This is a genomic window from Nocardiopsis sp. TSRI0078, assembly GCF_001905145.1.
Taxonomy (GTDB): domain Bacteria; phylum Actinomycetota; class Actinomycetes; order Streptosporangiales; family Streptosporangiaceae; genus Nocardiopsis.
In genome coordinates this window covers 260,428-287,193 of record NZ_LWLB01000032.1, presented here as the reverse complement: position 1 = coordinate 287,193, position 26,766 = coordinate 260,428, and the positions used below count along the sequence as shown (strand labels likewise).

At 72.6% G+C, this 26,766-nt stretch carries 26 protein-coding genes; 10 read left to right on the top strand and 16 right to left on the bottom strand.

What is annotated here, in order from left to right:
- Positions 1 to 155 precede the first annotated feature (155 nt).
- Genes A6A08_RS18365 through deoC form a run of 3 tightly spaced genes read right to left on the bottom strand, consistent with a single transcriptional unit; the run spans position 156 to position 3,482 of the window.
- Entirely contained in the window at positions 156 to 1,106 is a 951-nt protein-coding gene (locus tag A6A08_RS18365; protein ID WP_073703836.1) for an aldehyde dehydrogenase, read from the bottom strand.
- Positions 1,099 to 2,529, bottom strand: a complete 1,431-nt coding sequence (locus A6A08_RS18360) for an aldehyde dehydrogenase family protein (protein ID WP_073703835.1) — start codon at positions 2,527 to 2,529, stop codon at positions 1,099 to 1,101. The genes A6A08_RS18365 and A6A08_RS18360 overlap by 8 nt, the downstream gene beginning before the upstream one ends.
- Positions 2,530 to 2,534: 5 nt before the next feature.
- Positions 2,535 to 3,482, bottom strand: coding sequence for a deoxyribose-phosphate aldolase (deoC, locus tag A6A08_RS18355; protein WP_073703834.1), 948 nt, complete (start codon positions 3,480 to 3,482; stop codon positions 2,535 to 2,537).
- 410 nt (positions 3,483 to 3,892) lie between these two features.
- On the opposite strand from deoC, the gene A6A08_RS18350 reads away from it, so the two are divergent.
- Positions 3,893 to 4,492, top strand: a complete 600-nt coding sequence (locus tag A6A08_RS18350; protein WP_073703998.1) for an N-acetyltransferase — start codon at positions 3,893 to 3,895, stop codon at positions 4,490 to 4,492.
- 77 nt (positions 4,493 to 4,569) lie between these two features.
- A complete protein-coding gene (locus A6A08_RS18345; protein WP_073703833.1) occupies positions 4,570 to 5,259 on the top strand; it encodes a hypothetical protein in 690 nt (229 codons plus the stop codon).
- Here the strand turns inward: A6A08_RS18345 and A6A08_RS18340 are convergent.
- From A6A08_RS18340 to A6A08_RS18320, 5 genes are all read right to left on the bottom strand, one after another.
- Positions 5,234 to 6,514, bottom strand: coding sequence for a heparan-alpha-glucosaminide N-acetyltransferase domain-containing protein (locus tag A6A08_RS18340; RefSeq protein ID WP_073703832.1), 1,281 nt, complete (start codon positions 6,512 to 6,514; stop codon positions 5,234 to 5,236). The two genes, A6A08_RS18345 and A6A08_RS18340, sit on opposite strands and share 26 nt — an antisense overlap.
- A 128-nt stretch (positions 6,515 to 6,642) precedes the next feature.
- On the bottom strand, positions 6,643 to 8,688 hold the full coding sequence (locus tag A6A08_RS18335; protein ID WP_073703831.1) for an acetoacetate--CoA ligase: 2,046 nt from the start codon (positions 8,686 to 8,688) through the stop codon (positions 6,643 to 6,645).
- Between the two features lie 303 nt (positions 8,689 to 8,991).
- Positions 8,992 to 9,666 (bottom strand): HAD family hydrolase, encoded by a 675-nt coding sequence (locus A6A08_RS18330; RefSeq protein ID WP_073703830.1) that lies wholly within the window; start codon positions 9,664 to 9,666, stop codon positions 8,992 to 8,994.
- Between the two features lie 85 nt (positions 9,667 to 9,751).
- Positions 9,752 to 10,396, bottom strand: coding sequence for a DUF4126 domain-containing protein (locus tag A6A08_RS18325; RefSeq protein ID WP_073703829.1), 645 nt, complete (start codon positions 10,394 to 10,396; stop codon positions 9,752 to 9,754).
- Positions 10,397 to 10,504: 108 nt separating this feature from the next.
- Positions 10,505 to 10,750, bottom strand: coding sequence for a DUF2630 family protein (locus A6A08_RS18320; protein ID WP_073703828.1), 246 nt, complete (start codon positions 10,748 to 10,750; stop codon positions 10,505 to 10,507).
- 298 nt (positions 10,751 to 11,048) lie between these two features.
- Here A6A08_RS18320 and A6A08_RS18315 point away from each other — a divergent pair, with 298 nt between their 5' ends.
- Positions 11,049 to 11,339, top strand: a complete 291-nt coding sequence (locus A6A08_RS18315; RefSeq protein WP_073703827.1) for a metal-sensitive transcriptional regulator — start codon at positions 11,049 to 11,051, stop codon at positions 11,337 to 11,339.
- Positions 11,340 to 11,436: 97 nt separating this feature from the next.
- Here the strand turns inward: A6A08_RS18315 and A6A08_RS18310 are convergent, their stop codons facing one another.
- On the bottom strand, positions 11,437 to 12,813 hold the full coding sequence (locus A6A08_RS18310) for an NAD(P)/FAD-dependent oxidoreductase (RefSeq protein WP_073703826.1): 1,377 nt from the start codon (positions 12,811 to 12,813) through the stop codon (positions 11,437 to 11,439).
- A gap of 314 nt (positions 12,814 to 13,127) precedes the next feature.
- On the opposite strand from A6A08_RS18310, the gene A6A08_RS18305 reads away from it, so the two are divergent.
- Positions 13,128 to 13,424 (top strand): hypothetical protein, encoded by a 297-nt coding sequence (locus A6A08_RS18305; protein ID WP_073703825.1) that lies wholly within the window; start codon positions 13,128 to 13,130, stop codon positions 13,422 to 13,424.
- Positions 13,425 to 13,657: 233 nt separating this feature from the next.
- On the opposite strand, the gene A6A08_RS18300 is transcribed toward A6A08_RS18305, so the two are convergent.
- Positions 13,658 to 14,239 carry a TetR/AcrR family transcriptional regulator gene (locus A6A08_RS18300; protein ID WP_073703824.1) on the bottom strand — a complete coding sequence of 194 codons (582 nt, stop codon included), beginning with the start codon at positions 14,237 to 14,239 and terminating at the stop codon, positions 13,658 to 13,660.
- Between the two features lie 128 nt (positions 14,240 to 14,367).
- Here A6A08_RS18300 and A6A08_RS18295 point away from each other — a divergent pair, with 128 nt between their 5' ends.
- From A6A08_RS18295 to A6A08_RS18285, 3 genes are read left to right on the top strand one after another with little or no spacing between them, the layout of a single operon-like run.
- On the top strand, positions 14,368 to 15,978 hold the full coding sequence (locus tag A6A08_RS18295) for a carboxyl transferase domain-containing protein (RefSeq protein WP_073703823.1): 1,611 nt from the start codon (positions 14,368 to 14,370) through the stop codon (positions 15,976 to 15,978).
- 7 nt (positions 15,979 to 15,985) lie between these two features.
- On the top strand, positions 15,986 to 18,070 hold the full coding sequence (locus A6A08_RS18290) for a biotin carboxylase N-terminal domain-containing protein (protein WP_073703822.1): 2,085 nt from the start codon (positions 15,986 to 15,988) through the stop codon (positions 18,068 to 18,070).
- Positions 18,067 to 19,224, top strand: coding sequence for an acyl-CoA dehydrogenase family protein (locus tag A6A08_RS18285; protein WP_073703821.1), 1,158 nt, complete (start codon positions 18,067 to 18,069; stop codon positions 19,222 to 19,224). Before A6A08_RS18290 ends, A6A08_RS18285 begins: the two co-directional genes overlap by 4 nt.
- Before the next feature lie 54 nt (positions 19,225 to 19,278).
- Here the strand turns inward: A6A08_RS18285 and A6A08_RS18280 are convergent, their stop codons facing one another.
- From A6A08_RS18280 to A6A08_RS18260, 5 genes are all read right to left on the bottom strand, one after another.
- Entirely contained in the window at positions 19,279 to 19,803 is a 525-nt protein-coding gene (locus A6A08_RS18280) for a MauE/DoxX family redox-associated membrane protein (protein WP_073703820.1), read from the bottom strand.
- Positions 19,804 to 19,808: 5 nt separating this feature from the next.
- Positions 19,809 to 20,264, bottom strand: coding sequence for a S26 family signal peptidase (locus tag A6A08_RS18275; protein WP_199866974.1), 456 nt, complete (start codon positions 20,262 to 20,264; stop codon positions 19,809 to 19,811).
- Entirely contained in the window at positions 20,258 to 22,093 is a 1,836-nt protein-coding gene (locus tag A6A08_RS18270) for an ABC transporter ATP-binding protein (protein ID WP_073703819.1), read from the bottom strand. Before A6A08_RS18270 ends, A6A08_RS18275 begins: the two co-directional genes overlap by 7 nt.
- Positions 22,094 to 22,096: 3 nt before the next feature.
- Positions 22,097 to 22,651, bottom strand: a complete 555-nt coding sequence (locus A6A08_RS18265) for a hypothetical protein (RefSeq protein ID WP_073703818.1) — start codon at positions 22,649 to 22,651, stop codon at positions 22,097 to 22,099.
- Between the two features lie 85 nt (positions 22,652 to 22,736).
- Positions 22,737 to 22,940 (bottom strand): hypothetical protein, encoded by a 204-nt coding sequence (locus tag A6A08_RS18260; protein ID WP_073703817.1) that lies wholly within the window; start codon positions 22,938 to 22,940, stop codon positions 22,737 to 22,739.
- Positions 22,941 to 23,250: 310 nt separating this feature from the next.
- On the opposite strand from A6A08_RS18260, the gene A6A08_RS29170 reads away from it, so the two are divergent.
- Positions 23,251 to 25,146 carry an AfsR/SARP family transcriptional regulator gene (locus A6A08_RS29170; RefSeq protein WP_083609175.1) on the top strand — a complete coding sequence of 632 codons (1,896 nt, stop codon included), beginning with the start codon at positions 23,251 to 23,253 and terminating at the stop codon, positions 25,144 to 25,146.
- Positions 25,147 to 25,189: 43 nt separating this feature from the next.
- On the opposite strand, the gene A6A08_RS18250 is transcribed toward A6A08_RS29170, so the two are convergent.
- On the bottom strand, positions 25,190 to 25,420 hold the full coding sequence (locus A6A08_RS18250; protein ID WP_199866973.1) for a hypothetical protein: 231 nt from the start codon (positions 25,418 to 25,420) through the stop codon (positions 25,190 to 25,192).
- A gap of 439 nt (positions 25,421 to 25,859) precedes the next feature.
- Between A6A08_RS18250 and A6A08_RS18245 the strand changes: the two genes are divergently transcribed.
- Both A6A08_RS18245 and A6A08_RS28290 read left to right on the top strand, forming a co-directional pair.
- Positions 25,860 to 26,504, top strand: a complete 645-nt coding sequence (locus tag A6A08_RS18245) for a hypothetical protein (protein WP_073703815.1) — start codon at positions 25,860 to 25,862, stop codon at positions 26,502 to 26,504.
- A gap of 102 nt (positions 26,505 to 26,606) precedes the next feature.
- Complete coding sequence (locus A6A08_RS28290) at positions 26,607 to 26,765, top strand: hypothetical protein (protein WP_199866972.1); 159 nt, start codon at positions 26,607 to 26,609, stop codon at positions 26,763 to 26,765.
- The last annotated feature ends 1 nt before the right edge of the window (position 26,766 follow it).

Below are 26,766 nucleotides of genomic sequence, written 5' to 3'. Positions count from 1 at the left end.
TTCCGTTCGTTCGTGTCCGCGCAGTCCACAGCCCCGGTGCGGTACACGTGGTCTTGTACTTATGGCGGGGTTCGACGCCCGAGGCCCGCCATAGGTACGAGATCGGCGCAGGTCGAACCCCGTGTGTCACACCAGTGACGGTTTCGGCCGGGACACTAGATTCCCACGGGGTGCCAGACCGTCTTGGTCTCCAGGAAGGGGGTCATGCGCGCGGTGCCCGGGTCCGGGTCGAGCCAGGCCTCCTCGCCGCCGTCGGCCCCGGGACCGGGGCGCAGCACCCGGGTGAGGGTGGTGGCCGCGGCCCTCTCGAACTCGGCGGCCAGCTCCCCGGCTCCGGTCAGGTCCAGGGCGTTGACGTCGGCGTGCGCGGCCAGGTGGGGACCCAGTTCCGGCACCCGGCCGGTGAGCAGGTTGACCACACCGCCGGGCAGGTCGGAGGTGGCGAGCACCTCGGCCAGGTCGATCGCGGCCAGCGGCGCGGTCTCGGAGGTGACCACGACGGCGGTGTTGCCGGTGGCGATCACCGGGGCGACCACGCTGGTCAGGCCGAGCAGGGGCGCGTTCTGGGGCGCCAGGACCGCGACCACGCCGGTGGGTTCGGGGGCCGAGTGGTTGTAGTAGGGCCCCGAGACGGGGTTGGCGCCGCCGAGCACCTGGGCGACCTTGTCGGTCCAGCCCGCGTAGTACACCCACCGGTCGACGGCGGCCGAGACCACGCGGTCGGCCTCGGCCCGGGACAGGCCCTGGGCGGCCACGGCCTGGGCGGTGAACTGGTCGCGGCGGCCCTCCAGCACCTCGGCGACCCGGTACAGGATCTGGCCGCGGTTGTAGGCGGTGCGCGTCGACCAGCCGCCGAAGGCCTTGCGCGCCGCGGACACGGCGTCGCGGGCGTCCTTGCGTGAGGCGAGCGAGGCGTTGGCCAGGTGCCGGCCGCTGTCGGAGGTCACGGGGTAGCTCCTGCCCGATTCGGAGCGGGGGAAGGCCCCGCCCAGGTAGAGCTTGTAGGTCTTGCGGACCGCCAGGCGCGCCGGGGCCGGACCGCCGGTGCCCCCGCCCGCCTCGGCCGCGCCCTTGGCGGCCCTCCTGGTGTTGCGCCGTTCAGCCAAGGTAGGCCTCCAATCCGTGCCGCCCGCCCTCGCGGCCGTATCCCGACTCCTTGTAGCCGCCGAAGGGGCTGGTCGGGTCGAACTTGTTGAACGTGTTGGACCAGATCACGCCGGCGCGCAGGCGCTCGGCGGTCCACAGCATGCGCGAACCCTTCTCGGTCCACACCCCCGCGGAGAGCCCGTAGGGGGTGTTGTTGGCCTTGGCCACGGCCTCGTCCGGTGTGCGGAAGGTCAGCACCGAGAGCACCGGGCCGAAGATCTCCTCGCGGGCCACCCGGTGGGCCTGGCTGACACCGGTCAGGACGGTGGGCGCGAACCAGTAGCCGCTCTGGGGCAGGTCGCACGCGGGCGACCAGCGCTCGGCGCCCTCGGCCTCGCCCGTGTCGGTGAGTTCGCGGATGCGCTCCAGCTGGGCGGCGGAGTTGATCGCGCCGATGTCGGTGTTCTTGTCCAGCGGGTCGCCCAGGCGCAGGCGGGAGATGCGGGCCTTGAGCCGGGGCAGCAGCTCCTCGGCGATCGACTCCTGGACCAGCAGGCGTGAGCCGGCGCAGCACACGTGGCCCTGGTTGAAGAAGATGCCCGAGACGATGCCCTCGACCGCCTGGTCGATCGCGGCGTCGTCGTAGACGATGTTGGCCCCCTTGCCGCCCAGCTCCAGGGTGAGCCGCTTGTCGGTGCCGGCCACCGCACGGGCGATCTGGCGGCCGACCTCGGTGGAGCCGGTGAAGGCGACCTTGTCCGTGCCCGGGTGCTCCACGAGCGCGCGCCCGGTCTCGCCCGCGCCGGTGAGGATGTTGACCACGCCCGGGGGCAGGTCGGCCTCCTGGCAGATCTCGGCGAAGGCCAGCGCGGTGAGCGGGGTGGTCTCGGCGGGCTTGAGCACGACGGTGTTGCCGGTGGCCAGGGCCGGGGCGATCTTCCACGCGAGCATGAGCAGCGGGAAGTTCCACGGGATGACCTGCGCGGCCACGCCCAGCGGCCGCGGGTCGGGGCCCAGGCCGGCGTGGGCGAGTTTGTCGGCCCATCCGGCGTGGTAGAAGAAGTGGGCGGCGACCAGCGGCAGGTCGACGTCGCGGGTCTCCTTGATGGGCTTGCCGTTGTCCATGGACTCCAGCACGGCCAGTTCGCGCGAGCGCTCCTGGATGATGCGGGCGATGCGGAACAGGTACTTGCCGCGTTCGGCGGCGGGCATCCGGCTCCACACGGTGTCGTATGCGCGGCGGGCGGCGGCCACGGCCCGGTCCACGTCGGCGGCCCCGGCGACGGCGACCTGGGCGAGCTTGGTCTCGTCGGCCGGGTTGAGCGTGGTGAGGTACTCGCCGCCCTCGGCCGGGGTGAAGGCGCCGTCGACGAACAGTTCGTAGGTCTCGCGCAGGGTGACGACGGAGCGGGACTCCGGTGCGGGCGCGTACTCGAAGATCACGGCTCTCAGTCCAGCGTGTAGTAGTCGGGGCCCGGGTAGGTGCCGGTGGTCAGCCTGGTGCGCTGCATCAGCAGGTCGTTGAGGAGGCTGGAGGCACCGATCCGGAACAGGTCGGGGGTCAGCCAGTCGGGACCGGCGACCTCGTTGACCAGGACCAGGTTGCGGATGGCGTCCTTGGTGGTGCGGATGCCTCCCGCGGGCTTGACGCCCACGCGCCTTCCCGTGGCGGCGTGGTGGTCGCGGACCGCCTCCAGCATGACCAGGGTGACCGGCAGGGTGGCGGCCGGGGACACCTTGCCGGTGGAGGTCTTGACGAAGTCGCCCCCGGCGCGGATGGCCAGGTGGGAGGCGCGGCGCACGTTGTCGTAGGTGACGAGTTCGCCGGTCTCCAGGATGACCTTGAGGTGTGCGGTGCCGCAGGCCTCCTTGACCGCGGCGATCTCCTCGTACACCTTGAGGTAGTCGCCGGACAGGAAGGCGCCGCGGTCGATGACCATGTCGATCTCGCCGGCGCCGTCGGCGACCGCGCGGCGGGTGTCGGCGAGCTTGGCGTCCATGGGCGCGCGGCCCGAGGGGAAGGCGGTGGCCACCGAGGCCACGCCGATCCCGGTGCCGCGCAGCGCGTCGACGGCGGTCGCGACCATGTCGGAGTAGACGCACACGGCGCCGACCCGCGGCACGGTGCGGTCGGTCGGGTCGGGGCCGGCGGCCTTGGCGCACAGGGCCCGGACCTTGCCGGGGGTGTCGGCGCCCTCCAGGGTGGTCAGGTCCACCATGCTGATGGCCAGGTCGATGGCCTGGGCCTTGGCGGTGGTCTTGACGGACCGGGTGGACAGGTCCTGGGCGCGGGCACGCGCGCCGACCTCGTCCACGCCCGGGAGTCCGTGCAGGAAGGCCCGGAGCGCTTGGTTGGTCGTCGCCTCGGGCGCGAATGCGGTGTGGGGCACGGGCACCTACAGCTCGATCGGATTGCTCGTCGGTCCGTCCGCCGTGGCCAGCGGAAACGGCTCCTGGCCGGCGCGGTGGGGGGAAGGGTCTCCCCGGCCCGGGCCGTCAGGCAGTCACCCTAACGCCGGGCGGAGTCGGCGTCAGCATCCGTCCGGACCGCGCCGTCCAAGGTTGGAGGAGGATCCAAGTGAGCCCGGGTTCGTCCTTCGTGGGTTCACCCAATCAGAGCAGGAAAATGCCCTAAAACGGACACATGACACCTTTATGCCCCTTCCGCGGGAGTGTGTGCGGTCTAGACCGGACCACTCCTTCGGGCGGGGCGCACCGGATGCGAGACTGGCGCGCAACGAAGGGAGTGAGGGCGCCAGTGGACACGGCAGGACGGGCCGACCGCCGGACCGACGGAAGCGGGGGCGTGAGCGGGGGCGCGGCCCCGGGCGCGGGCGGGCCCGCGCCCGCCGGGACGCAACCGGTGCGCCTGGTGCGGTTGGACCGGCGGACCCCGGAGACGGCCCTGCTGCGGGAGGCCGTGCTCCGGCACCGGCTCCCGCCCGGCCAGCGCGGGCACGTGGGGCTGCCGGTGACCACCCTGCCCGCCGCCGACGCCGATCCGGCGCGCACGCCCTTCGCCGTCACCGCCGCCGGGCACCCCGTGGCCGACGCCGCCGGGGCTCGGGCCGCCTGCGCGGGGTTCGGTGTCCTGGACCGGGCCGTGCACGCCCGCGACCTGGTCCCCGACCCGGCGCACGCCGTGCTGCTGCGCGCCTTCTACCTCACCACGGCCTGGCAGGGCCGGGGCGTGGGGCGTGCCGTGTGCTCCGCCCCGCTGCTGGACCGGCTGGCCGCCGACGTGGCCCCGCACGCCACCGAACTGGTGCTGTGCGTCGACGAGGCCAACCACGCGGCGGCGCGCGTCTACGGCGCCGCCGGGTTCGCCTTCACCGGCCACCGTTTCCTGGACGCCGCGGGGAAGGCGCAGCTGGTGATGGCCCGGCCCCTGGTCCCGAAGGCCTGAGCGGGGCTCGGGAGGACTCGCGCGAAGAGCCGCGACGAGGACCCGGACCGGGACCGGGAGCGCCTAACCTGGTCACCATGGCGGAGCTTCGGATCAGTAGCGACGACGACCAGGTCGACCTGCGGAAGATGGCCGTGGCCCTGGCCGAGTCCCAGGGCTGGGCGCGCGAGGAGGTCGGCATCTGGGACAACCGCCGGGGCGAGGTGATCGTGACGGTGGACGACTCGCTGCTGCGCAGGCCCGAGGCCGATCCGCTGCACCGACCCCGGCACACCCCGCGCGACGTGCACAACGCCTGCGAGACGCTGCACCGCGAGGACGCCTCGCTGCGCCGCGTGGACTTTCGGGTGCTGCGGGAGGAGACCGCCCGGTTCTTCTCGGCCGGGTGGACCGTCGCCGACGTGCTGCACGCCCTGGGCCACCGCCCCGACGGTGTGCCCTGGCCCAAGGGCCCGGACTACCAGGGCACCGAGTGGCTGCGCGCTCGGATGAAGGCGTGGCGGACCCCCAACGGCGACATCCGCCCCTCCAGGTCGCAGGAGGCCGCCCAGCTGCGTGTGATCAGCCGTGCGGGCCTGCCGATGGACATCGGGCTGCCCGAGGACGCGGAGGTGTCGCAGCGTCCGGTGGCCAGCCCGTCGGTGGCGCGGTCCGCGGCCGACGACGCGCGAAGGCTCATGCGGCAGAACTCCCGGACCACCACCGACTCCCTCGCCCACCGCGACCGCACCTCGGCCCACATCACCCGCCGGGACGACCGCCGCTAGGGCCGCCGGCGGCTCTGCGCTCCTCCACCAGGGAGACCATGCCGGCGGCCGCCTCGCCGAGGACGAGTTCGGCCGGCCCCCTGCCCACGACCAGTCGCCACAGGGTGGCGAAGAGCAGGGAGGCGAGGACGAACTGCTCCAGCAGCCAGGGCTGGTGCCACTCGAACCCGGAGACGGAGATGACCACCGCCAGGGCCAGGATGTGCCCGGTGTAGACGGTCAGCGGCATCCGGCCGACCGAGGTCAGCGGGTACATGAGGACGCGCAGGCGGTCGCACAGGAACATGCACACCACCAGCACCACGAGTCCCTGGCCGACCGCCTCGGCCATCTCGAAGGTGGTGCCGGTGTGGGGCGTGCCGATCGCCAGCCACCACCAGGAGTCCGTGGGCACCTGCCCGGAGATCGACTCCATCTTGTCGGTCACCGCGTAGCGCACCTCCTCCACCACCTCCGGGTCGGTGACCATGTCGGGTGACAGCCCGGTCAGGGAGGGGCCGCTGGTCTCCACCAGCCGGTCCAGGCCGCCCATGGGGTACAGCAGCAGCCAGGAGCCCGCGTGGCCGAGGACCAGCAGTACGGCGCCGGCGGCCAGCAGGCGCAGCCGCACCGCGAGGGCGGTCAGGTCCGTGCGGCCCACCGCCATCCCGGCGAAGACGTAGACCATGAAGGTGACCGCCGGGTAGTAGCCGGTCAGGAAGAACTCGGCGAAGGACGTGACCGCCCCCGTGCGCGGAACGGGCGGGAAGAAGCTGTCCCGCAGCAGGAACGAGACCGGCGGGCCGACCACCGCCAGGGTGCCCGCCGCGGTCCACAGCATGCCGGAGCGCAGTCTGGCCAGCGGCAGCGCCAGGACGAAGAAGCCCGCGTAGTAGGTGAGGATGACGGCGACCGGGACCGCCATGAGGTCCAGCATGAGGCCGAGCACGCCGATGAGCGCCGCGCGGGTGAGGATGCGCACGGCCGCCCTGCGCAGCGGGTCGCCGCCCACCGGGTCGGTGCGCCCGGTCATCATCGCCAGGGAGACACCCGCCAGGAGGGCGAAGAGCGCCGAGGAGTTGCCCCGCACGAGGCTGTGCAGGTCCCAGGCGTGGTTCTCGGGTGACAGGAGGCCCATCGACTCCACACCGAGGTGGACGACGAACATCCCGAAGACCGCGAGGGCGCGCGCCGCGTCGATGCCGTCGATCCGGACCTTGGGAGAGGGCGCGCCCACGGGCGCGGCGGAGGTCTCGCCAGACTGGTTCTGTGCCACGTCCGCCAGGCTATGCCGTGGCGCCCCTCCGCGTCAGCCAACGGCCTCCCCGCCCGTGGCCGGAGACGGCCACGGGCGGGGCCCGGGGAGGACGGGCCCCGGCCCCGCCCGCCCCGGGCCGAAGGCGTCTACCCCTCCTTCAGGGCGCTGAAGACGTCGAGCGCCTCGGGGTTGGCCAGCGAGTCGCGGCTGGCGACCTTGTCGGGGCTCTCCCCCATGAGGATGCGCTTGACCGGCACCTCCAGGACCTTGCCCGACAGGGTGCGGGGAACGGCTCTGATGGCGCGGACGCGGTCGGGAACGTGCCGGGGGGAGCAGTCGGTGCGGATGCGGCGGGCGATCTCCTTGGGGAGGTCGCCTTCGAGGTCGGCGCCCTCCCGCAGGACGGTGAACAGCTCGATCCGGGAGGAGCCGTCGGGCTGGGGCACGTCCACGACGAGGGCGTCGACGACCTCGTCGAGGGCGAGGACGGCACGGTAGATCTCGCTGGTGCCCATGCGCACGCCGCCGCGGTTGATGGTCGAGTCGGAGCGGCCGTAGATGACGGCGGTGCCGCGGTCGGTGATCTCGATCCAGTCGCCGTGGCGCCAGATGCCCGGGTAGACGGAGAAGTAGCTGTCGCGGAGGCGCTCGCCGCTGTCGTCCCCCCACAGGAAGAGGGGCATGGACGGGGCCGGCCGGGTCACGACGAGCTCGCCGACCTCGTTGACGAGCTCCTTGCCGTCGGGGTCCCACGAGGCGACGGCCATGCCGAGGGCGCGGGACTGGATCTCGCCCTCGTGGACCGGCAGGGTGGGGGTGCCGCCGACCAGGCAGCTGCACACGTCGGTGCCGCCGGAGGTGGAGAACAGCCACAGGTCCTCGTCGAACTCGTCGTAGACCCAGGCGAAGGCCTCGGGGCTGAGCGGGGAGCCGGTGGAGCCGATGGCCTTGAGAGCGGACAGGTCGCGGCCCCGGCGGGGGCTGACGCCCTCCTTCATGCAGGAGGAGAGGAACCCGGCGCTGGTGCCGAAGACGGTGACCCCGGCGTCGGCGGCCAGGTCCCACAGCGCTCCCAGGTCGGGGGAGGAGGGCACCGCGGCCGAAGGCCGTCCGCTGGGGGTGGCGGAGGGCGACGGGTGGGCGGGGCTGCCGTCGTACAGGACGATGGAGGCCTTGGTCAGCAGGACGCTGACCAGGAAGTTCCACATCATCCAACCGGTGGTGGTGAACCAGAAGACCCGGTCGTGCTCCTGGGCGTCCAGGTGCAGGTGCAGGTTCTTGAGCTGTTCGAGGAGGGTGCCGCCGTGCCCGTGGACGATGGCCTTGGGCAGGCCGGTGGTGCCCGAGGAGTAGAGCACCCACAGGGGGTGGTCGAAGGGGACGGGGGTGAACTCAAGCCCGGCTCCGCCCCCGGACTCCTCCAGTCCGGCCCAGGGGAGGGTGCCGTCGAGGGTCTGGCCGGGGTGCAGGTAGTCGAGGAGGACGGTGTGCTCGACGGTGGGCAGGGCCGCGCGCAGCTCCTCCACGACCGGGCGGCGGTCGAAGTCCTTGCCGCCGTAGCGGTAGCCGTCGACGGCGAGGAGGACCTTGGGCTCGATCTGCGCGAAGCGGTCGATGACGCTGCGCACGCCGAAGTCCGGTGAGCAGGAGGACCAGACGGCGCCGAGGGAGGCCACGGCGTAGAACGCGGCGACGGTCTCGGGCAGGTTGGGCAGGTAGGCGACCACGCGGTCGCCGGGGCCCACGCCGAGTCCGCGCAGTCCGGCGGCGATGGCCGCGGTGCGCCGGCGCAGCTCGCCCCAGGTCCACTCCCCCAGGGGTCGCAGCTCGGTGGCGTGCCGGATGGCGACGCGGTCGTCGTCACGGCCCTCGAAGACGTGCTGGACGTAGTTGAGGGTGGCGCCGGGGAACCACTCGGCTCCGGGCATGCTCCGCTCGCCGAGGACCCGCTCGTAGGGGGTCTCGGAGCGGACTCCGTAGTACTCCCAGACCGACTCCCAGAAACCGTCGATGTCGGTGACCGACCAGCGCCACAGGGAGTCGTAGTCGAAGGACGCGGGGGCGTTCCCCTCTCCGAAGGCCCGGACCCCCTTGTTCTCCGCGGCCCACTGGGCGAACGCGACGATGTTGGAGGAGGCGATCCTCTCCTCGTCGGGCTGCCAGAGCACACGGGGCACGCTGCTCTCCGTCATTGGCCCGCCTTCCCATTTGCGTGGCTGTGTGTTGCTGTGAGGTCCATCTAACAACACCACGTGAACGCGGTCGCGTCCCGGCCTCGGGTTCACCGGGCCGGGGCACGCGCCGAGTACGCAGGTCAACGGAGGGTGGCCGCGGCTGTGGGAGGCCCACCCGGTGGCGGGCGGGAGGGTGTGGGAGGCCCCCATTGACGGTCGCCGCGGTCTGGGAGGGGCCCATGACCGGACCTTTGCGCGGCCGGGCCCGCGGCCCGGCCCCGAGGGCGCGAGGGGTCCCGCGGGTCCGGGGCCGCGGAGGGCTCAGGCCCCGCGCAGCGCGGCCACGGCGTCCACCGGGGAGTCGACCACGAGGGAGCCGGTCGCCTCCAGCCGGTCGCGGGACATCAGGCCGCTGGTGACCAGGATCGAGCTCGCCCCGGCCTCGCGCGCGGCGCGGGCGTCGTCGTCGATGTCGCCGACGAGCACGACCTTGGACGGGTCGAGGCCCTGCTGGTCGAGGTGGCGCACCAGGTGCTCCGCCTTGGAGTCGTGCTCGGTCGTGAACTGGCGGCCGTCCACCCGGGTGAAGTGGGGAGTGAGGCCGCGCTCGGTGATGAGCGGCACCAGGTGGTCGTGCGAGGCCATGGACAGCAGGGACTGGGTCCCCCCGTCGCGGGCCCACTCGTGCAGCACGTCGGGAACGCCCGCGGTCAGGTCGCAGGAGGGCAGGTGCTTCAGATAGCTGCTGTCGTAGAGCTGCTCGACCCGCTCCCAGTCGCCGTCCTCCAGGGCGCGGCCGAGGAGCTCCTCGTAGCAGGGGACGAGGGGGCGCCGGAAGACGGAGCGCCAGTGGTCCAGCTCCACGGGGTCGCGGCCGAACAGCTCGCACACGGCGTTCACCGCCGCGAGGTTGGCGTGGTTGTCGTCCAGGAGGGTGCCGTTCCAGTCCCAGACGATGTGGGTGATGTCGCGTCGGTCAAAAGTCGTCTCAGCCATTGGCTGCACTTTACGGGCACTCGTCCGGGTACGGGTATGCGTTCTACACCACGTCGGCCCGGGCCCGCGCGCCCGGGCCACGGCCTCACTCCGGTACCGCGCCGTCGGCCCGGCGGTCCTTCGCGCCCTCGCTCCGCGCACGGCGCCGGCGCCGTGCGCGCCGGACCGCCCACACCCCGGCCAGCACCATGAGCGGGAACACGACGAGGACGAGGACGGGCAGCAGGATGGCCAGCAGCGAGGTGAGGAGGCTGACCACGTCCTCCAGGAGGGAGACGACCGGGGCGGCGCAGCCGGCGGTCGCGCTGTTGACGACCGGCCGGGCCAGGGTCTTGGCCAGGTGGAGGAGCAGGGCGACGACCACGCCCGCGGCGACCGGTGCCCAGGAGCCCCCCTCCCCCGTCGCGGTACCGGACGCCGCGCCGGTGATCTCGGTGAGTTCCACGGCGGAGGCGCCCGCGCCGAAGGTGATGCCGCCGGAGGTGGGGCGCACGACGGTCTGGAGGACGTCGTTGACGCTGTCGACCGCGGGCACCTTGTCGGCGAAGAACTCCACGACCAGCAGCACGGTGAGGGTCACGAGGGTGACGGGGTGCTCGATCCACTGCCAGGACTCGCCGAGCGGGACCAGGTCGGTGAAGCGGGCGATCAGCCCGACCGCCAGGAGGGGGATGTAGGCGTTGAGCCCCGCCGCGGAGGCCAGGCCCAGTCCCGTGAGTGTGGCGAACATGCGCTTCCTTCTGTGCTCCAGAGGGGGCGGGGCCGCGCGGATCCCGCCCCGGCTCCGGTGTACCCGTGTTGACGCTCGTGGAGCACGCGGGGTTTCGCCTTTCGGTGCCTACTGCCGGTAGTTCTCCACTTCCGAGGCGGGCCGGACCTCGGCCTGGTCGGGGTCCTGGTCGAACTCGCTGCGGGCGCGCCGCTGCCGGAGCAGGTCCCAGCACTGGTCGAGCGCCCGCTCGACCTCCTTCATACGGGTGCGCTCGTTCGGGTCCAGCCCTTCGGGGGTGGCGCGGAGCGCGTGCTCCTCGTCGATCAGCTCCCGGATGGTGGCCATGATGTCGTTCTCGGCGCTGTCGTTCATACGGCCATGGTGGGCGCGGCCCGGGGCCCGGGCAAGGACCCGACACCCGCGATTTACCCAGACCGGCCCCGGTGTTGACGCCCGGCGGCGGGCACCGGGCACCGGCGGGTTCCGTCCCGGTGTCCGGTTACCGGTGCCTGGCCCCCGTTCGTCTGGGAAACTCCTGTTACGGCCACATCGGCGGTACGCGCGCCCGTGGGGGCGCCTACCGGCGGAATGCGTTCCCGACCCCCGTCGTTGGATACCGCGAGGGGGTATGGTAATGGCATCTGGGCAGGAACGACACGGAAGCGGGAGCATGGCTGCGACCCATGGTTACAGTAACGACAAGCAGAGCCACATCAACCGGCTGCGCCGTATCGAGGGGCAGATCCGCGGCCTGCAGCGGATGGTCGAGTCCGACCAGTACTGCATCGACGTCCTGACCCAGACCGCGGCGGCGAACAAGGCGCTGCAGTCCTTCGCGCTGTCCATGCTCGACGAGCACCTCAAGCACTGCGTGGCCAACGCGGTCGCCAGCGGCGGCGAGGAGGCGGACGAGAAGGTGCGCGAGGCCTCCGACGCGATCGCCCGCCTGGTCCGGTCCTGAGGGCTCCGGCGCTCGCGGCCCGCGGTCGACCAGCCGTCCCCCGCGGCTGGTCGACCGGTGTGCGACGGGTGTCCGCCGCGCGGGCCCGGCTCTTCCCTCAGTCCTTGCCGTAGCGCTCCCGCATGTTGTCCAGCAGGCGCGCGCCCTCCCTGCGCGTGGACTCCGCGTCCAGGTAGTCGACCGTCTCGTTGGCCACGAACGAGGAGGGCCGCCCCCCGTCGGCGAAGCCCAGACGCGAGATGTCGCCGCCGGTGAAGGCCCGGATGCCCCAGTTGGCCAGGATGCGCGCCCGCGCGGTCGTGGAGGGCACCGACAGCATGTGGTACCCGCGGGTGACGCCCAGCGCCGGCAGCCCGCTCAGTTCCGTCTGCATGACGCGCGCGAGCGCGTCGTTCCCGCTCAGGTCCACCACCAGGCCCATGTCCCTGTGCCGGAACTCCTTCATCGGGCGCCCCAGGACGGACGAGACCACGTTCTCGGCGACGGTGGCCGCCTGGCGCGTGGCGTACTGGGCCGTCGGCGGGCAGTACTCGCTCTCCTCGTGCGAGAGGTTGGGCACCGCCGCGGCGTCGCCGACCGCGAACACGTCGTCGAGGCCGGGTACCCGCAGGTCGGAGTCCACCTCCAGGCGGCCCTTCTGGGTGGGCTTGTCCAGGGTCTCCATCAGCGGGCTGGGCGAGACGCCCGCCGTCCAGATGAGGGTGCGGCAGGGCAGGGCGCGGCCGTCGGTGAGGACCACCTTGTCGGCGGTCACCTCCCGCACGGACACCTCCAGCTTGACCTCGATGCCCATGGAGCGCAGCAGGTCGAGCGCCTTGCGCCCGAGGCGGTCGCCGAGTTCGGGCAGCACCTTGGGCGCGATGTCGACCAGGTGCCAGCGGATCACCGAGCGCAGTTCCGGGTAGCGCTTGGCCGCCTCCTCGCACAGGCGCATGAGCGAGGCCGCGGTCTCCACACCGGTGTAACCGCCGCCGACGACGACGAAGCGGCAGCGCTCCTCGCGCTCGGCCGGGTCGCGGCTGTCGTTGGCCAGTTCCAGCTGGGCGAGCACGTGGTCCCGCAGGAGCACCGCCTCGGCCAGGGTCTTGGCTCCGTAGGCGTGATCGGCCAGGCCGGGGATGTCGAAGGCCCGGGTGACGCCGCCGGGAGCCAGGACCAGCCGGTCGTAGCGGACCGGGGCGAGTTCACCGGTGGGCCGCCGTACGACGACCACCCGGTCCTGGGTGTCCACGCCGATGGCGTGCCCGGGGACGAGCCTGGTCTGCCTGGTGAGCCGGTGCACGGACATGGCCACCGACTGGGGTGTGAGCAGCCCCGAGGCCACCTGGGGCAGCAGCGGGCTGTAGAGCATGTAGTCGTGCGGCGCGACGAGGGCGATGTCCGCCGCACCCGCCGGGATACGACGTTCGAGGTGACGCAGGGTGTGCAGACCGCCAAAACCCGCGCCGACCACCACGATCCGAGGCCGAGACATATGTGCAGCGCTCCTTCTCCGTGTCGTGGGGCGGGACGCCTCGCGTCCGTCCGTGGCCGAGTGCGTCTGTAGCCGTTGGACGCAGCACTACCCACTTCGCCGTGGCCAATGTATGGAGCGCACGGACCGCCCACCGGCTCCCGCGCACGGCGCTTCGGGGACTTTGCCGGTTCTTGGGGAGTCCTCGCGCGGGAGCGTACCCGTGGTCGCTCCGAAACTCCCGTACTCGGAGGTTCGTGGACACTGGTGACTCTATGTCACAGAATTATCACGGAAAGTACTGGAGCCTGACTCGGAAGGAGTCGTGAACACGTATGCGTACGTTCACCAGGATCGCCGCCGCGACCATGCTGGCCGGAGGACTGACGGTGGCCGGCGCGGGCACCGCCCTCGCCGACCCCAAGGAGGAGGGGATCCTCGGCCACGTCCTCACCGACCTGCTGGGGCCGCACGTCCCTGACGCGGAGAGCTTCCAGGGCGACACCGGCTCCTCCTCGGAGGAGGCCCCCGCGAACACCGGCGCCCCGGAGCAGAACACGACGCCCGGGAACACCACCACGCCCGGGGAGCCCATGGCGCCCGCGGCGGGCACCGGCGACGTCCTGCCGTAGGAACACGCGCCGGCGTGCGGGGCGGGCCCGGCGCGGGCCGCGCCCCGCACACGGAGAGCAACCGGCGCCCCGCCGGGAAGCGGGCTCCGTCGGGAACCCGTGGACGTGCGGTCCGACCGGCCCGGGCCGCCTCCCCCCCCAGGACCACCGGCCCACTGAGACCCCGGGCCCGCCCCTCCCCCGGCCGCCCCGGGGCACCGGGCCGCCCGGACGGGCCCGCGCGAACGCGCCGCTCAGCCCGGCAGGGCGGCGGGCACGGTCAGGGCGGCCCTGCCCATGTCCAGCAGCAGCTGCGCCATCTGCGGGCGTGACAGCTCCCCCCGGCTGTGCGGAGTGGAGTTGAGCAGCCCGAACGCCGCGTGCACGGCGGCGCGCAGAACGGCGGGCGGCGCGTTCGGCCGCAGCTCGGCGAGCACGCCCACCCACTGCTCGACGTAACCGCGCTGGAGGCGGCGCACCCGGCGCCGGTCGGCGTCGGTGAGGTTGCCCAGCTCCCGGTCGTGCACGGTGATCAGGGCGGGCTCGTCCAGCGCGAAGGCGATGTGCCCGCGCAGCAGCGCGTCCAGGGCCTCCTCGGCGCCCGACGCGCGGGCCACCAGTTCCCGGCCCCGGCCCGCCAGCCGGTCGCTGACGTCCACCAGCACCTCGCCGAGCAGCGCCTGCTTGCCGGGGAAGTGCCGGTACAGGGCGGGGCCGGTGGTGCCGACGGCGCGCCCGAGGTCGTCGATGGACACGCCCCGGTAGCCGTGCTCGGCGAAGAGCCGCGCCGCCGCGCCCAGGATCGCCGTCCTGCGCCGGCCCGCGGGTCTGGCCATCCTCCATCCCTCCTTCCCGCCCCGGTGACGCCCCGGGCCCTGGACACCCATGTTAGTAGTTACTAACATCGCAGATGTTAGTGAGCATTAACACCCCTCCACGAGAGGACAACATGAGCAGGGCATATGTGCTCGGCACCGCGGTGGACACCGCCGGGCCCGCCTTCGCCGACAACGAGGCGGCGAACCGCGCCCTCGCCCTGGAGCTGCGCGAGCGGATCGCGACCGCCGCTCTGGGCGGCCCGGAGAAGACCCGGGCACGGCACGTCGAACGCGGCAAACTCCTGCCGCGCGACCGTGTCGACCTCCTCCTGGACCCGGGATCCCCCTTCCTGGAGATCTCGCCCCTGGCCGCCTACGGGCTCTACGGCCAGGACGGACAGGACGCCCCCGGCGCCGGGATGATCGCGGGCGTGGGCCGTGTCATGGGCCGCCCGATGGTCGTGGTCGCCAACGACGCCACGGTCAAGGGCGGCAGCTACTACCCCATGACCGTCAAGAAGCACCTGCGCGCCCAGGAGGTGGCGCTGCACAACCGGCTGCCGTGCGTCTACCTCGCCGACTCCGGCGGCGCGTTCCTGCCCATGCAGGACGAGGTGTTCCCCGACCGGGAGCACTTCGGCCGGATCTTCTACAACCAGGCCACCATGTCCAGGCTGGGCATCCCGCAGATCGCCGCGGTGCTGGGCTCGTGCACGGCGGGCGGCGCCTACGTCCCGGCGATGAGCGACGAGGCGGTCATCGTCCGCGACCAGGGCACGATCTTCCTGGGCGGCCCTCCCCTGGTGAAGGCCGCCACCGGCGAGGTCGTCACCGCCGAGGAGCTGGGCGGCGGCGACCTGCACTCGCGGATCTCGGGGGTCACCGACCACCTGGCCGACGACGACTCCCACGCCCTGACCCTCGTCCGGCGCATCGCCGACACCCTGGGCCCGCCCGAGCCCCCCGCATGGCAGGTGCGCGAGCCCCGTCCCCCGGCGCTGGACCCCGGGGAGCTGTACGGGGTGGTGCCCGCCGACACCCGCACCCCCTACGACGTGCGCGAGGTCATCGGCCGCGTCGTGGACGGCAGCGAGTTCACCGAGTTCAAGGCCGAGTACGGCACCACGCTGGTCACCGGGTTCGCGCACATCCACGGACACCCGGTCGGGATCGTGGCCAACAACGGCATCCTGTTCGCCGAGTCCGCGCTCAAGGGGGCGCACTTCATCGAGCTGTGCGACCGGCGCGGCGTGCCGCTGGTGTTCCTGCAGAACATCTCCGGGTTCATGGTGGGACGGGACTACGAGGCCGGAGGCATCGCCAAGCACGGCGCGAAGATGGTCACCGCGGTGGCGTGCGCACGGGTCCCCAAGTTCACGGTGGTCATCGGCGGTTCCTTCGGCGCGGGCAACTACAGCATGTGCGGCCGGGCCTACTCCCCCCGCTTCCTGTGGATGTGGCCGAACGCCCGCATCTCGGTGATGGGCGGCGAACAGGCCGCCTCGGTGCTCTCCACCGTCCGCCGCGACCAGCTCGCCGCGCGCGGCGAGGAGTGGTCCGCCGAGGACGAGGAGGCCTTCAAGGCCCCCATCCGCGACCAGTACGAGGAGCAGGGCAGCCCGTACTACTCCACCGCGCGCCTGTGGGACGACGGTGTGATCGACCCCGCCGACACCCGCGACGTGCTCGCCATGGCCCTGTCCGCCGCCCGCCACGCGCCGCTGGAACCGGTGGGCTACGGCGTCTTCCGGATGTGAGGAACCCTTGACCACCACACCACTGACCCCCGCGACGGTGCTCGTCGCCAACCGGGGCGAGATCGCGCTGCGGATCATCCGCACCCTGAACAGCATGGGGATCGGCTCGGTGGCGGTGTACACCGACGCCGACGCCGACGCCCCGCACACCCTGGCCGCCGACCGCGCCCTCCGGGTGGAGGGCTACCTGGACTCCGCCGCGATCGTGGCCGCCGCCCTGGAGGGCGGGGCCGGCATGGTGCACCCCGGCTACGGCTTCCTGTCCGAGAACGCCGGCTTCGCGCGGGCCTGCGCCGACGCCGGACTGACCTTCGTCGGTCCGCCGCCCTCTGCCATCGAGGCGATGGGCGACAAGATCCGCGCCAAGGACACGGTGGCCGCCGCGGGCGTACCCGTCCTGGGCGGGTTCACCGAGAAGCCCGGACGGCCCATGGACGACGACGCGCTGCTCGACGCCGCCGCCCGGACCGGCTACCCGCTGCTCATCAAGCCCTCCGCCGGCGGCGGCGGCAAGGGCATGCGGGCCGTGCACTCCCCCGACGACCTCCTCTCCAGCGCCGCGGCCGCCCGCAGGGAGGCCCTGGCCGCCTTCGGCGACTCCACCCTCCTGGTGGAGCGGCTGGTGCAGCGGCCCCGGCACATCGAGGTGCAGGTCCTGGCCGACGGCCACGGCAACGTCGTCCACCTGGGCGAGCGCGAGTGCAGCCTGCAGCGCCGCCACCAGAAGGTGGTGGAGGAGGCGCCCTCCCCGCTGCTCACCGACGCCCAGCGCGCCACCATGGGCGAGGCCGCCGTGGCCGCCGCACGCTCCTGCGGGTACGTGGGCGCGGGCACCGTGGAGTTCATCGCCGAGGCGGGTCCCGGCGGTGAGCTGTCCTTCTCCTTCCTGGAGATGAACACCCGCCTGCAGGTGGAGCACCCGGTCACCGAGGAGGTCGTGGCCGTGCGCGGCGAGCGCGGCGTCGACCTGGTCGAGCTCCAGGTACGGGTGGCCCTGGGCGAGCCTTTGCCCTTCGCCCAGGAGGACGTGTCCTGGCGGGGCCACGCCGTGGAGTCGCGGGTCTACGCCGAGGACGCCGACCGGGGGTTCCTGCCCACGGGCGGGCCGGTGCTGTCCCTCGTCGAGCCCTCCGGGTACGGGGTCCGGGTGGACTCGGGGATCGCCGTGGGCGGCGAGGTCACCTCCGCGTTCGACCCGATGCTCGCCAAGGTGGTCACCTGGGGCCCCGACCGTGCCAAGGCGCTGCGCCGGATGGACGCCGCCCTGGCCGGGTACCTGCTGCTGGGCTGCGTCACCAACACCGCGTTCCTGCGCCGCCTGCTGCGCCACCCGCGCGTGGTGGCCGGTGACCTGAGCACCGACCTGATCGAGTCCGACCCACCCGAGCCCGCCCCCGAGGGCCTTCCCGCGGACGTGTACGCGGCGGCGGCCCTGGACCACCAGCTGGACCTGGAGGGGCCCGCGGCGGCGGACCGGTTCGCCGTCCCCGACGGATGGCGGATGGGCGAGCGGGCGTGGACGCCCTGGCGGCTGCGGGCGCCCCGGCACGACTCCGCCGTCGTCCACGTACGGCGCGTGGGTCGGGACACCTACTGGGTGCGGGTGGACGACGGGAAGCCCGTCGCGGCCCGGGCCCTCCGCTCCGCCGACGGGACCCGGTTGACCGTCACCTACGCGGGCCGCACCCGCACCTACACGCGCGCCGACGACCCCGCCACCGCGCACCGGTGGCTGGGCGCGAGCGGTACCGCGTGGACCCTGCACGAGGAGCCCGTCGCGGCCGCGCTGCGCCAGGACGACGCCGCCGCCGACGGGACCGTGCGCAGCCCCATGCCGGGGACGGTGCTCGCCGTCCCGGTCCAGGTGGGGCAGACGGTACGTGCGGGGACCCCGCTCGCCGTCGTCGAGGCCATGAAGATGGAGCACTCCGTCACCTCACCCGTCGACGGGACCGTCGCGTCCGTGGCGGTGCGTCCCGGCGCGTCCGTACCCATGGACGCCGTCCTGGTCACCGTCGAACCCGTCCGGGACGAACCCGCCGACACCCAGGGCGTGTCCGCCCCCGCCACCAGCGAGGAGAACCAGCGATGAACCGTCACCAGCTCTCGACCGAGCACGCCGACCTACGGGCCGCCGTGGAGGAGTTCGCGCGCAGCGAGGTCGCCCCGGTCATCGGCGACTACTACGAGCGGGAGGCCTTCCCGTACGAGGTCGTCGCCAAGATGGGCCGGATGGGCCTGTTCGGGCTGCCCTTCCCCGAGGAGCACGGGGGCATGGGCGGCGACTACTTCGCCCTGTGCCTGGCGCTGGAGGAGCTCGCCCGGGTGGACTCGTCGGTGGCCATCACCCTGGAGGCGGGCGTGTCCCTGGGCGCGATGCCCCTCTACCGGTTCGGCACCGAGGAGCAGAGGAAGACCTACCTGCCCAGGCTGTGCTCGGGCGAGGCGCTGGGGGCCTTCGGGCTGACCGAGCCGGACGGCGGCTCCGACGCGGGGGCCACGAAGACCACCGCGCGCCTGGAGGACGGCGAGTGGGTGATCAACGGGACGAAGTCCTTCATCACCAACTCCGGAACGGACATCACCGCACTGGTGACGGTGACCGCCGTGACGGGCCGGCGGGAGGACGGGCGGCCGGAGATCTCCTCGATCCTGGTGCCGAAGGGGACGCCGGGCTTCTCGGTGGGCCAGAAGTACTCGAAGGTGGGCTGGAACGCCTCCGACACCAACGAGCTGGTGTTCGAGGACTGTCGGGTGCCCGAGGCCAACCTGGTCGGCGAGCGCGGGCGCGGGTACGCGCAGTTCCTGCGGATCCTGGACGAGGGCCGCATCGCCATCGCGGCGCTGTCGGTCGGCCTGGCGCAGGGATGCGTGGACGAGAGCGTGCGCTACGCCCACGAGCGGCACGCCTTCGGCAGCTCCATCGGCAGCTACCAGGCGATCCAGTTCAAGATCGCCGAGATGGAGTCGCGGGCGCACACCGCGCGGCTGGCCTACTACGACGCGGCCTCGCGGATGCTGGCGGGCGAGCCGTTCAAGAAGGAGGCGGCGATCGCCAAGCTGGTGGCCTCCAACGCCGCCATGGACAACGCGCGCGACGCCACACAGGTGTTCGGCGGCTACGGATTCATGAACGACTACGCCGTGGGCCGCTTCTACCGCGACGCCAAGATCCTGGAGATCGGCGAGGGCACCAGCGAGGTGCAGAAGATGCTCATCGCCCGCGAACTGGGCCTTCCGGCGTAGCGGACCGTGTCCGCCGCGGGGTCCCGGCCGCCGCCGGGCCGGGCCCCGCGTCCTTCAGGCGAACAGTTCCGCGACGTCGTCCATGGCCGTGACGAGGACGCCGACGACCGCCCCCGTCAGCACGGCGACGAGCACACCGGCCGGCTCGGGCGCGCTCCCGGGTACCGCGGCGAGAGCGCCGAGCACGGCCGCCGCGCCCAGCCCCGCGTTCCGGACCACGTGGCGCGGCGCGTACACGGCGCCGGGCCGCCCGAAGCAGTGGCAGCGCGCGGACGTCCTGCGCCGCAGGGAGAACACGACCACCGCCGTGAACACCCCCAGGAGCGCGAGCGCACCACCGAAGGCGGCCCTCCCAGCGGGCTCGACCCCCATCGCGTAGCCGCCGAAGGCGGCGACCACGGCGGTCTCGGCGGCGAGGACGCCCGCGGCCGCGGGGAGCAGCAGGCGCCGCGGAACGAGCCGCAGCGGCTCCAACGACTCCGCGAAGGCCCGCAGGTCCCGGAGCTTGCCGAACGCGGAGACGGCGAAGACCGTCGCGAGCAGGGCCGCCGCCCCGGGAACCAGGTACTCCCACGGCATGGCCCTCACCCCTCCAGCCGTCGCAGTACGGTGCCCACGACCCGATGGGCAGGCACCGGGCCGAAGTCCCGTGAGTCGCGGCTGCGGCCGAGGTTGTCGCCCATCACCACCAGGTGCCCCTCGGGCACGGTGCCGGTGACGTGGGCGACGCCTTCGGGCAGCGGTTCGCCCGCCACAGCGACCACCCTCTTGACCAGGTAGTTCCTTCTTCTGCGGTTGCGTTCGTCGCGGACCACGGGCGCCTCCGGATCGCTCAGGACCACCAACTGGCTCGGGGTGAACACCGTGTTCCTGCCCGCGCGCACGGCGAGCATCCGGTCCCCGTGGCACAGCGTGGGCAGCATGCTCTCGCCGAATACCTCCGTGACGAAGACCCTGCCGCGTATCCACAGCAGGGCGCCCAGTCCCGGCACCGCGACAGCGAGCACGGCCGTCGCGGCGGACACGAGCAGGGTCAGCACGGCGCGGCCTCCTCCCGGTACCCCTCGGCCTGTACCGAGAACAACCGGGCGTACACCCCTTCGGCGGCCATCAGCTCGGCGTGCGTGCCGGCCTCGGTGATCCTCCCCTCGTCGAGCACCACGATCCGGTCGGCGTCGCGCAGCGCGCCGAGCCGGTGGGAGACGAGCAGGCTGGTGTGGTCCCGGCGGTGCTCCCTGAGCCGCGTGTGCAGTTCGTACTCCGCCTCCGCGTCCAGCCCCGCGCTGGGTTCGTCGAGGATGAGCAGGTCGCGCTTCTCGCGCAGCAGCGCGCGGGCGATCGCGACCCGCTGCTGCTGTCCGCCGGAGAGGGCGACGCCCTCGGCGTCCTCCTCCCCTTGGAAGAAGATCCGGGTGATGAGCGTGTCGTATCCCTGCGGTAGCGCGGTGAGCGCGTCGTGGACACCCGCCCGGAGGGCGGCGGACTCGATCGCCCTCCGGTCCTCGAAGTGGGCCTGGTCCCCCAGGCCGATGTTCTCGGCGGCGGTCATGTCATAGGTCATGTAGTCCTGGAACACCGCGCCGATCCGCTCACGCAGGGCCGCCGGGTCCACCCTCCGGATGTCGGTTCCGTCCCAGGTGATGGAGCCGCGGTCCGGGTCGTAGAACCGGCACAGCAGTTTGACGAGGGTGCTCTTGCCCGAGCCGTTGCGCCCGACCAGGCCGAGCGCCGTCCCGGCCGGGATGTCCAGGTCCACACCGCGCAGGATCCAGGGGTGGTCGGGGGTGTAGCGGAACCACACGTCGCGCAGTTCGATACGGCCGGTCAGGGGGCCGAGCGGCATCGGCTCCGAGGACAGGTCGGGCCGGACCGCGACGACGGCGCGGTAGTGCGTGAACAGCAGCAGACGCCCGTGGGCCTGGGCCAGGAGCGAGATCAACCCGGCCATTCCCTGCTGCACCGCGCCGGCGGCGGCGATGTAGAGGGCGACGTCGCCCACGGCGCCCGAGCCCGAACCGGACTGGAAGATCACCCAGACCAGCCCGCCGCCGGAGATCAGCGCGGCCAGCAGCCCGGCCGCGACCTGGACGAGCATGTCCCTGCGGTCCATCCTCCGCAGCTCGGCGTTGGCGGTCCTGCGCTCGGTCAGCATGCGTCCGCGCAGCATGTCGCCCAAGCCGAAGAGGCGGATCTCCTTCGCCGCCTCGACGCTCGACATCAGATCCCGGTAGAACAGCTCGCGGCGTTCGACCGGGCCGAGCCTCCAGACCATGGCGGCCCGCCGGCGCGACAGTTCCAGCTGTGCCCACAGCGCGGGCAGGGTGCCGAGCAGGACGGCGCCGGCCAGAAGGGGGTGGATCACCACGAGGGAGCCGATGAAGCCGAGGATCGTCACGAGCCCGCCGAGCAGCCCCAGGACGGCCTGCAGGACCTGCGCGGGCGTCTGTCCCCCGTTGTCGGCGGCCAGCCGCAGGCGGTCGAGGAACGCGGGATCCTCGAACCGGCCGAGTCCCGGAAGCCGGTTGACCGCCCTGAACAGGCGGTCGTCGGCGTGCAGGCCGACCCTGCGGCCCAGTTCGTCCTCCGCGTAGGTCTGCAGCGCCGTGGTCGCCGCGGTCACCAGGCCGAGCACCGCCAGCACCACGGCGAGGGTGAGCACGGCCGCCGTCGCGGCACCGACGGACAGGTCGTTGAGCACGGTGCGCATGAGCCAGGCTGTGGCGACCGGTACCGCGCCCGCCACGGCGGCGAGCGCCGCCAGACCGAGCGCCCACCAGCGGCCCGACCGCCACACGAGACCGATCGCGGGGCGCAGGCCGGCGACGACCTCACGCCAGCCGAGCCCCGGCTTGTTCTCCTCGGTTCCCATGCCTCACCCGGCCGCCGTGCTCAGCGCGGCGTCACCGGTGCTGGGCGCGAAGACGCTGGTCGCCGTCACGGCACCGTTCTCCAGTGTGACGAAGGAGGGAGTGCCCTGGACGTCGAAGAGCCTGGGCAGCTCTCCCTCCCAGGGTTGGACCACCACCGGCACGGCCGGCTCCAGCCGGGCGACCATCTCCGCCTCCAGTCCGTTCTCCTCGATCACCACGGCGAGCACGTGCGCGTCCGGGTGCTGCGCGGCGTGGTCGAGGAGGAGGGGTAGCCGCTTGCGGCACGGCGAGCAGTCCGGGGAGAGGAAGGCCACCACGAGGCGGTCGGTGTCCGCGCCGAAGGACAGTTCCGCGCCCCGCGTGGACGTGGCCCTCACCTCCCCGACCGGGGTGCCGACGGACACCGCCGAGGCCGGGATGTCCTCGTCCGTCGACGGTGGGCGTTTCTCCAGGAGCTCGGTGTGCTGCCGCAGCCTGCGGACCACCCCGATGGACAGCAGCAGGTTCAGGAGACCCAGCGCCCCGACCAGTGCCACTGCGACGACGACGAAGAACACGACACACCCTTCCTTTCGAACCGGTTCCGCGGGGGCGGGGCCGAGGCCCCGCCCCCGCGCTCTCACCATGAGCGGGTCAGCCCACTCAGCAGGTACCGCAGTCCAGCTCGCGGATCTGCGTGCCGGAGCTGCAGGACCGCCTCTGGTACTGCACCCTGTTGGTCCAGAGGAACCCGCAGCGGTTGCAGTGGGAATTGCGCCACGGACCGCAGGCGGCCGCCTCGGCCCGCACCTGCGGAGCGACCGACTGGAGCATCCGGTCGCTCATCGACGTGATCAAGCTGATCATGTCTCTTCCTTTCTCGGTAAGCGCCATAGCTGGCAATCCACAGACAACCAGCAGCGGGTACACAGGCGGTTCACCGGCGGTTCATTCCGGCACGGAAACCACGGCCGAGCCTCCTTCGGGAGAACTCAGAACCACCTCGGCCGGATTCGGCCAATTCCGTTTCCCGTCTCGAAACCCGTGTTACGCTGCGCAAAATGGTGGACACGGTTGCCGTTCACCGCCTTGACCGGGGCACACCGGAAGGACCAGCGACTCACCGAAGACCTTGGTTCATGGAATCGAGCTGGAATACGGATGATATGAGACGCTCATGGAATTCAAATTACTAGGACCACTCGAGATTGTGGACGACGCCGGCGGCCCCGTACCCGTCAACCGGCTGAAACACCGCCAACTCCTCGCCGCGCTCCTGTTGAGAGCGAATACCGTGGTGTCCTTCGGGCAGCTGATCAACGACATTTGGGGCGAGAAATCCCCGCGGTCGGCAAAGGGAAATATCAAGACCTACGTGTCCCAGCTGCGCCAGCTGCTGGACCGGATCGAGACCGGCGGTGACGGCTACCAGATCCGTGTGGAGCCCCGAGAACTGGACTCCGCCGTGTTCGACGCGGCGCTGCGCCGGGGCCTGCGCGCGGCGGAGGAGGGAGGGGCCGACGAGGCGGGGCCTCTCCTGGAGGCGGCGCTGGACCTGTGGCGCGGCAACGCCCTGCAGGACACCCCCCTCGACGGCGACCTGGCGCTCGCCCACACGCACCTGGACGAGCAGCGGCTCGCCTGCTTCGAGGAGCTCATGAAGGTCCGGCTGGCGCAGGGTCGGCACACCGAGGTCCTCCACCAGTTGAACTCGGTGATCGGCGCCCACCATCCTCTGCGCGAGCAGCTGTGGATCCTGCGGATGACGGCCCTGAGCCGGGAGGGGCGCTGCGCGGAGGCGCTCAACGCCTACCAGGACATCCGTTCCCGCCTGGTCGACGAACTGGGGGTGGACCCCAGCCCCGCGCTGCGGAAGCTGCACGGCCGGATCCTGGCCCGCTCCCCGGAACTGTGCCCCGTGCCCGGGGAGTACCCCTCGCCGCGCGGACGCCGGTCCGGCACGCCGCAGCAGCTGCCGATCGACGTCCCGGCGCTCCACGGGCGCGAGGAGCAGGTGGGACTGATCAGCGCGCACCTGACCACCCGGGGGGCCTCGGCTCCGCCGATCGTGTCCGTCGAGGGCTGTCCCGGGGTGGGCAAGTCGGCTCTGGCGGTACACGTGGCCCACCGGATCGCCGGCACGTTCCCCGACGGGCGGCTGTACGTCGACCTGCACGGCGTGTCCGCGGTCGCCGAACCGCTGACCCCGCATGCGGTGCTCACCCGGTTCCTGAGGGCGTTCGACGTCGACGAGGCGCCGGCCGACGCCGAGGAGGCCGCGTCCCTGCTGCGCACGGCGCTGTCCGGGAAACGGGTGCTGATCGTCCTGGACGACGCCGCCTCGGTCGAGCAGGTCCTTCCCCTCCTGCCGTCGGAGCCGGCCTGTGCCGTGCTCGTCACCGCACGGCAGAACCTGACGTCGCTGCGCCCCTCCCTCAGGGTCCGGCTGTCCGTCCTCGCGCCGGAGCCGGCCGTGTCCATGCTCACCCGGACGGTCGGCGAGGACCCCCTGCCTCCCGGCTCCCCCACCGCGCGGAGGCTGGCACGGCTGGTCGGGCACCTTCCGGCCGCTCTGCAGGCCGTGGCCGACCGCCTGCTCCCGCACCCCGCGGGCTACGCCGACCACCTGCTCTCACGGCTCTCGGACGTGCGGTGCCGCCTCGACGTGCTGCGCACCGGCGGCCTCAGCGTCGCCGACCGGATCGGCGCCAGCCTCACGGCCCTGCGCCACGGCGGACAGGCCGCGGCCGCCGAGGCGTTCTGCCGGCTGGGCGGGGCGCACGGCGCGGCGTTCACCCTCCAGGAGGCGGCCGAGCTGCTCGGGGGGTCGGTGGAGAACGCGGACCGGACGCTGGAGCTGCTGCTCAACGCGAACCTGGTCGACTACGCGGGCCCCGGACGGTACGAGATGCACGAACTCATCCGCCTGTACGCCCGTGAGCAGTACGCACGGCGGTCCTCCACCGCGGAGGGCGCCGCCCGCGGCGAACGGTCGCCGGCCGGCAGGCTCCTCGCCCCGGAGCACACGCTCCACGCCGCGGCGGGCCTCCTCTCGACGCACCGGGTCTCCTGAGGGAACCCGCTCCCTGCCGCCGGGGCCGTTCGTGTCCTCGGACTCACCGCGTCCCGAGGTCGTGGGCGGTGCCCTCGGCGACGGCCCCGGGCTTGCCCGGGTCGGCCGCATTGTGCACGGCGGTGGTGCGGCCGGCGGCGTCGAAGTCGAGGGTGACGGTGGCGATGACGCGGTCCGGTCCGGTGAACAGCAGGCCCGGGCCGCCGTCGCGACGGGTGGACTGCATGACCGCGTCGGCGTCCAACGCCGTGACCCGGCCTGCCGCGACCACCACCAGATGCGGTCCGCCCGTCGGACCGCCTTCCTGTCGGCGCCGTCGCGGATGAACCGGGGCCGATTCCGGACCCTTTTTCACCCTGTGTATCCAGTGAATTACCAAAGGTCCGAAAGAAAGCGGGAAACCGCGTGGGATAGGGCCGGAAAGGCACGCGGCTCCGGGAAAGGGCCGTGTTCGCGCAGGTGGTGGCCGTACAGACCGCCCGCGGTGGTGACTCCGAGAGCGACTCGGGTAGACAGGGACGGAACACGAGGGATCTGTGAACTCCGATGAGTCACCGGGGAACGACGCCAAGGGGTGACAAGTCCCTGCAATCAACACAGAATGGACCCGTACCACCAGCACGGGTTCCTGGTTGTGCCGGACCCGGCCACCTCACGGTGGGCTCCTGGCGGGGCCCACGGTCAACCACATCCCCGCCCGGAGGAGACACCGGATGGAAGGCGCCCTGTCTGTGATCGCGCTGGTCGCCGTCGTCATGTCGGCCGGCGCGGTCGTGGTCGCCGCGCACTTCCGCAAGGAGCGCACGGCCGAACTGCGCGGCTGGGCGCACGCGCACGGATGGACCTACACCGACCACCTCCCGAGCCCGCTGGGAGAGGCCGCCCTGCCCCGGTCCGCCGTCGGTCCGCACCCGCGCGCCCAGCACGTGCTCACCGGACGCCGCCGCCAGTACCCGGTGGTCGCCTTCGAGCAGACGCACACGATGGGCAGGGGCACGGGCAGGGTCCAGCACGTCCACCGGATCGTGGCCGTGCGCACCCCCGGTCCGGGCGCGGAACTGCAGATCACGCGCAGGCGGGACCGGGGCGCCTCCGACGACACCTTCGCCGGCGCCTTCCACACCTCGGGCAACGACCCCGCGTTCACCGGGGCCGTGCTCGACGGCGTGGTCACCAAGTGGCTGCTGACCGACCCCCGGTCGCGATCCCTGCCCGTGCGCTTCAGCGGGGACTACGTCCTCACCTGGGCGGCCATGAGACTGGATCCCGACCGTGCCCTGACCGTCGCCGACTACCTGGTCGACCTCGTGGAGCGGATCCCCGCCGAGGCCTGGAAACGGCGGGCGACGGGCCGCTGAGCGGCGCCGTCACCGGCACGTACGCCCCTTTCGGGTGTGCGGCCCACCCGCGAGGGGCGGATAGGATCCGCTTGCCCCGTAGCAACAAGGAGTAACACCCCCATGAGTGACCCCAACGCGACGCATCGCATCTCGCGCGCGGACCTGTTCCGCGACGACGAGGAGGAGACCGCCCCGGATCCCAACGCGACCGCGCGCATCTCCCGGGCGGACCTGTTCCGCGACGACGAGGAGGAGACCGCGCAGGGCGAGGAGCGCTGAG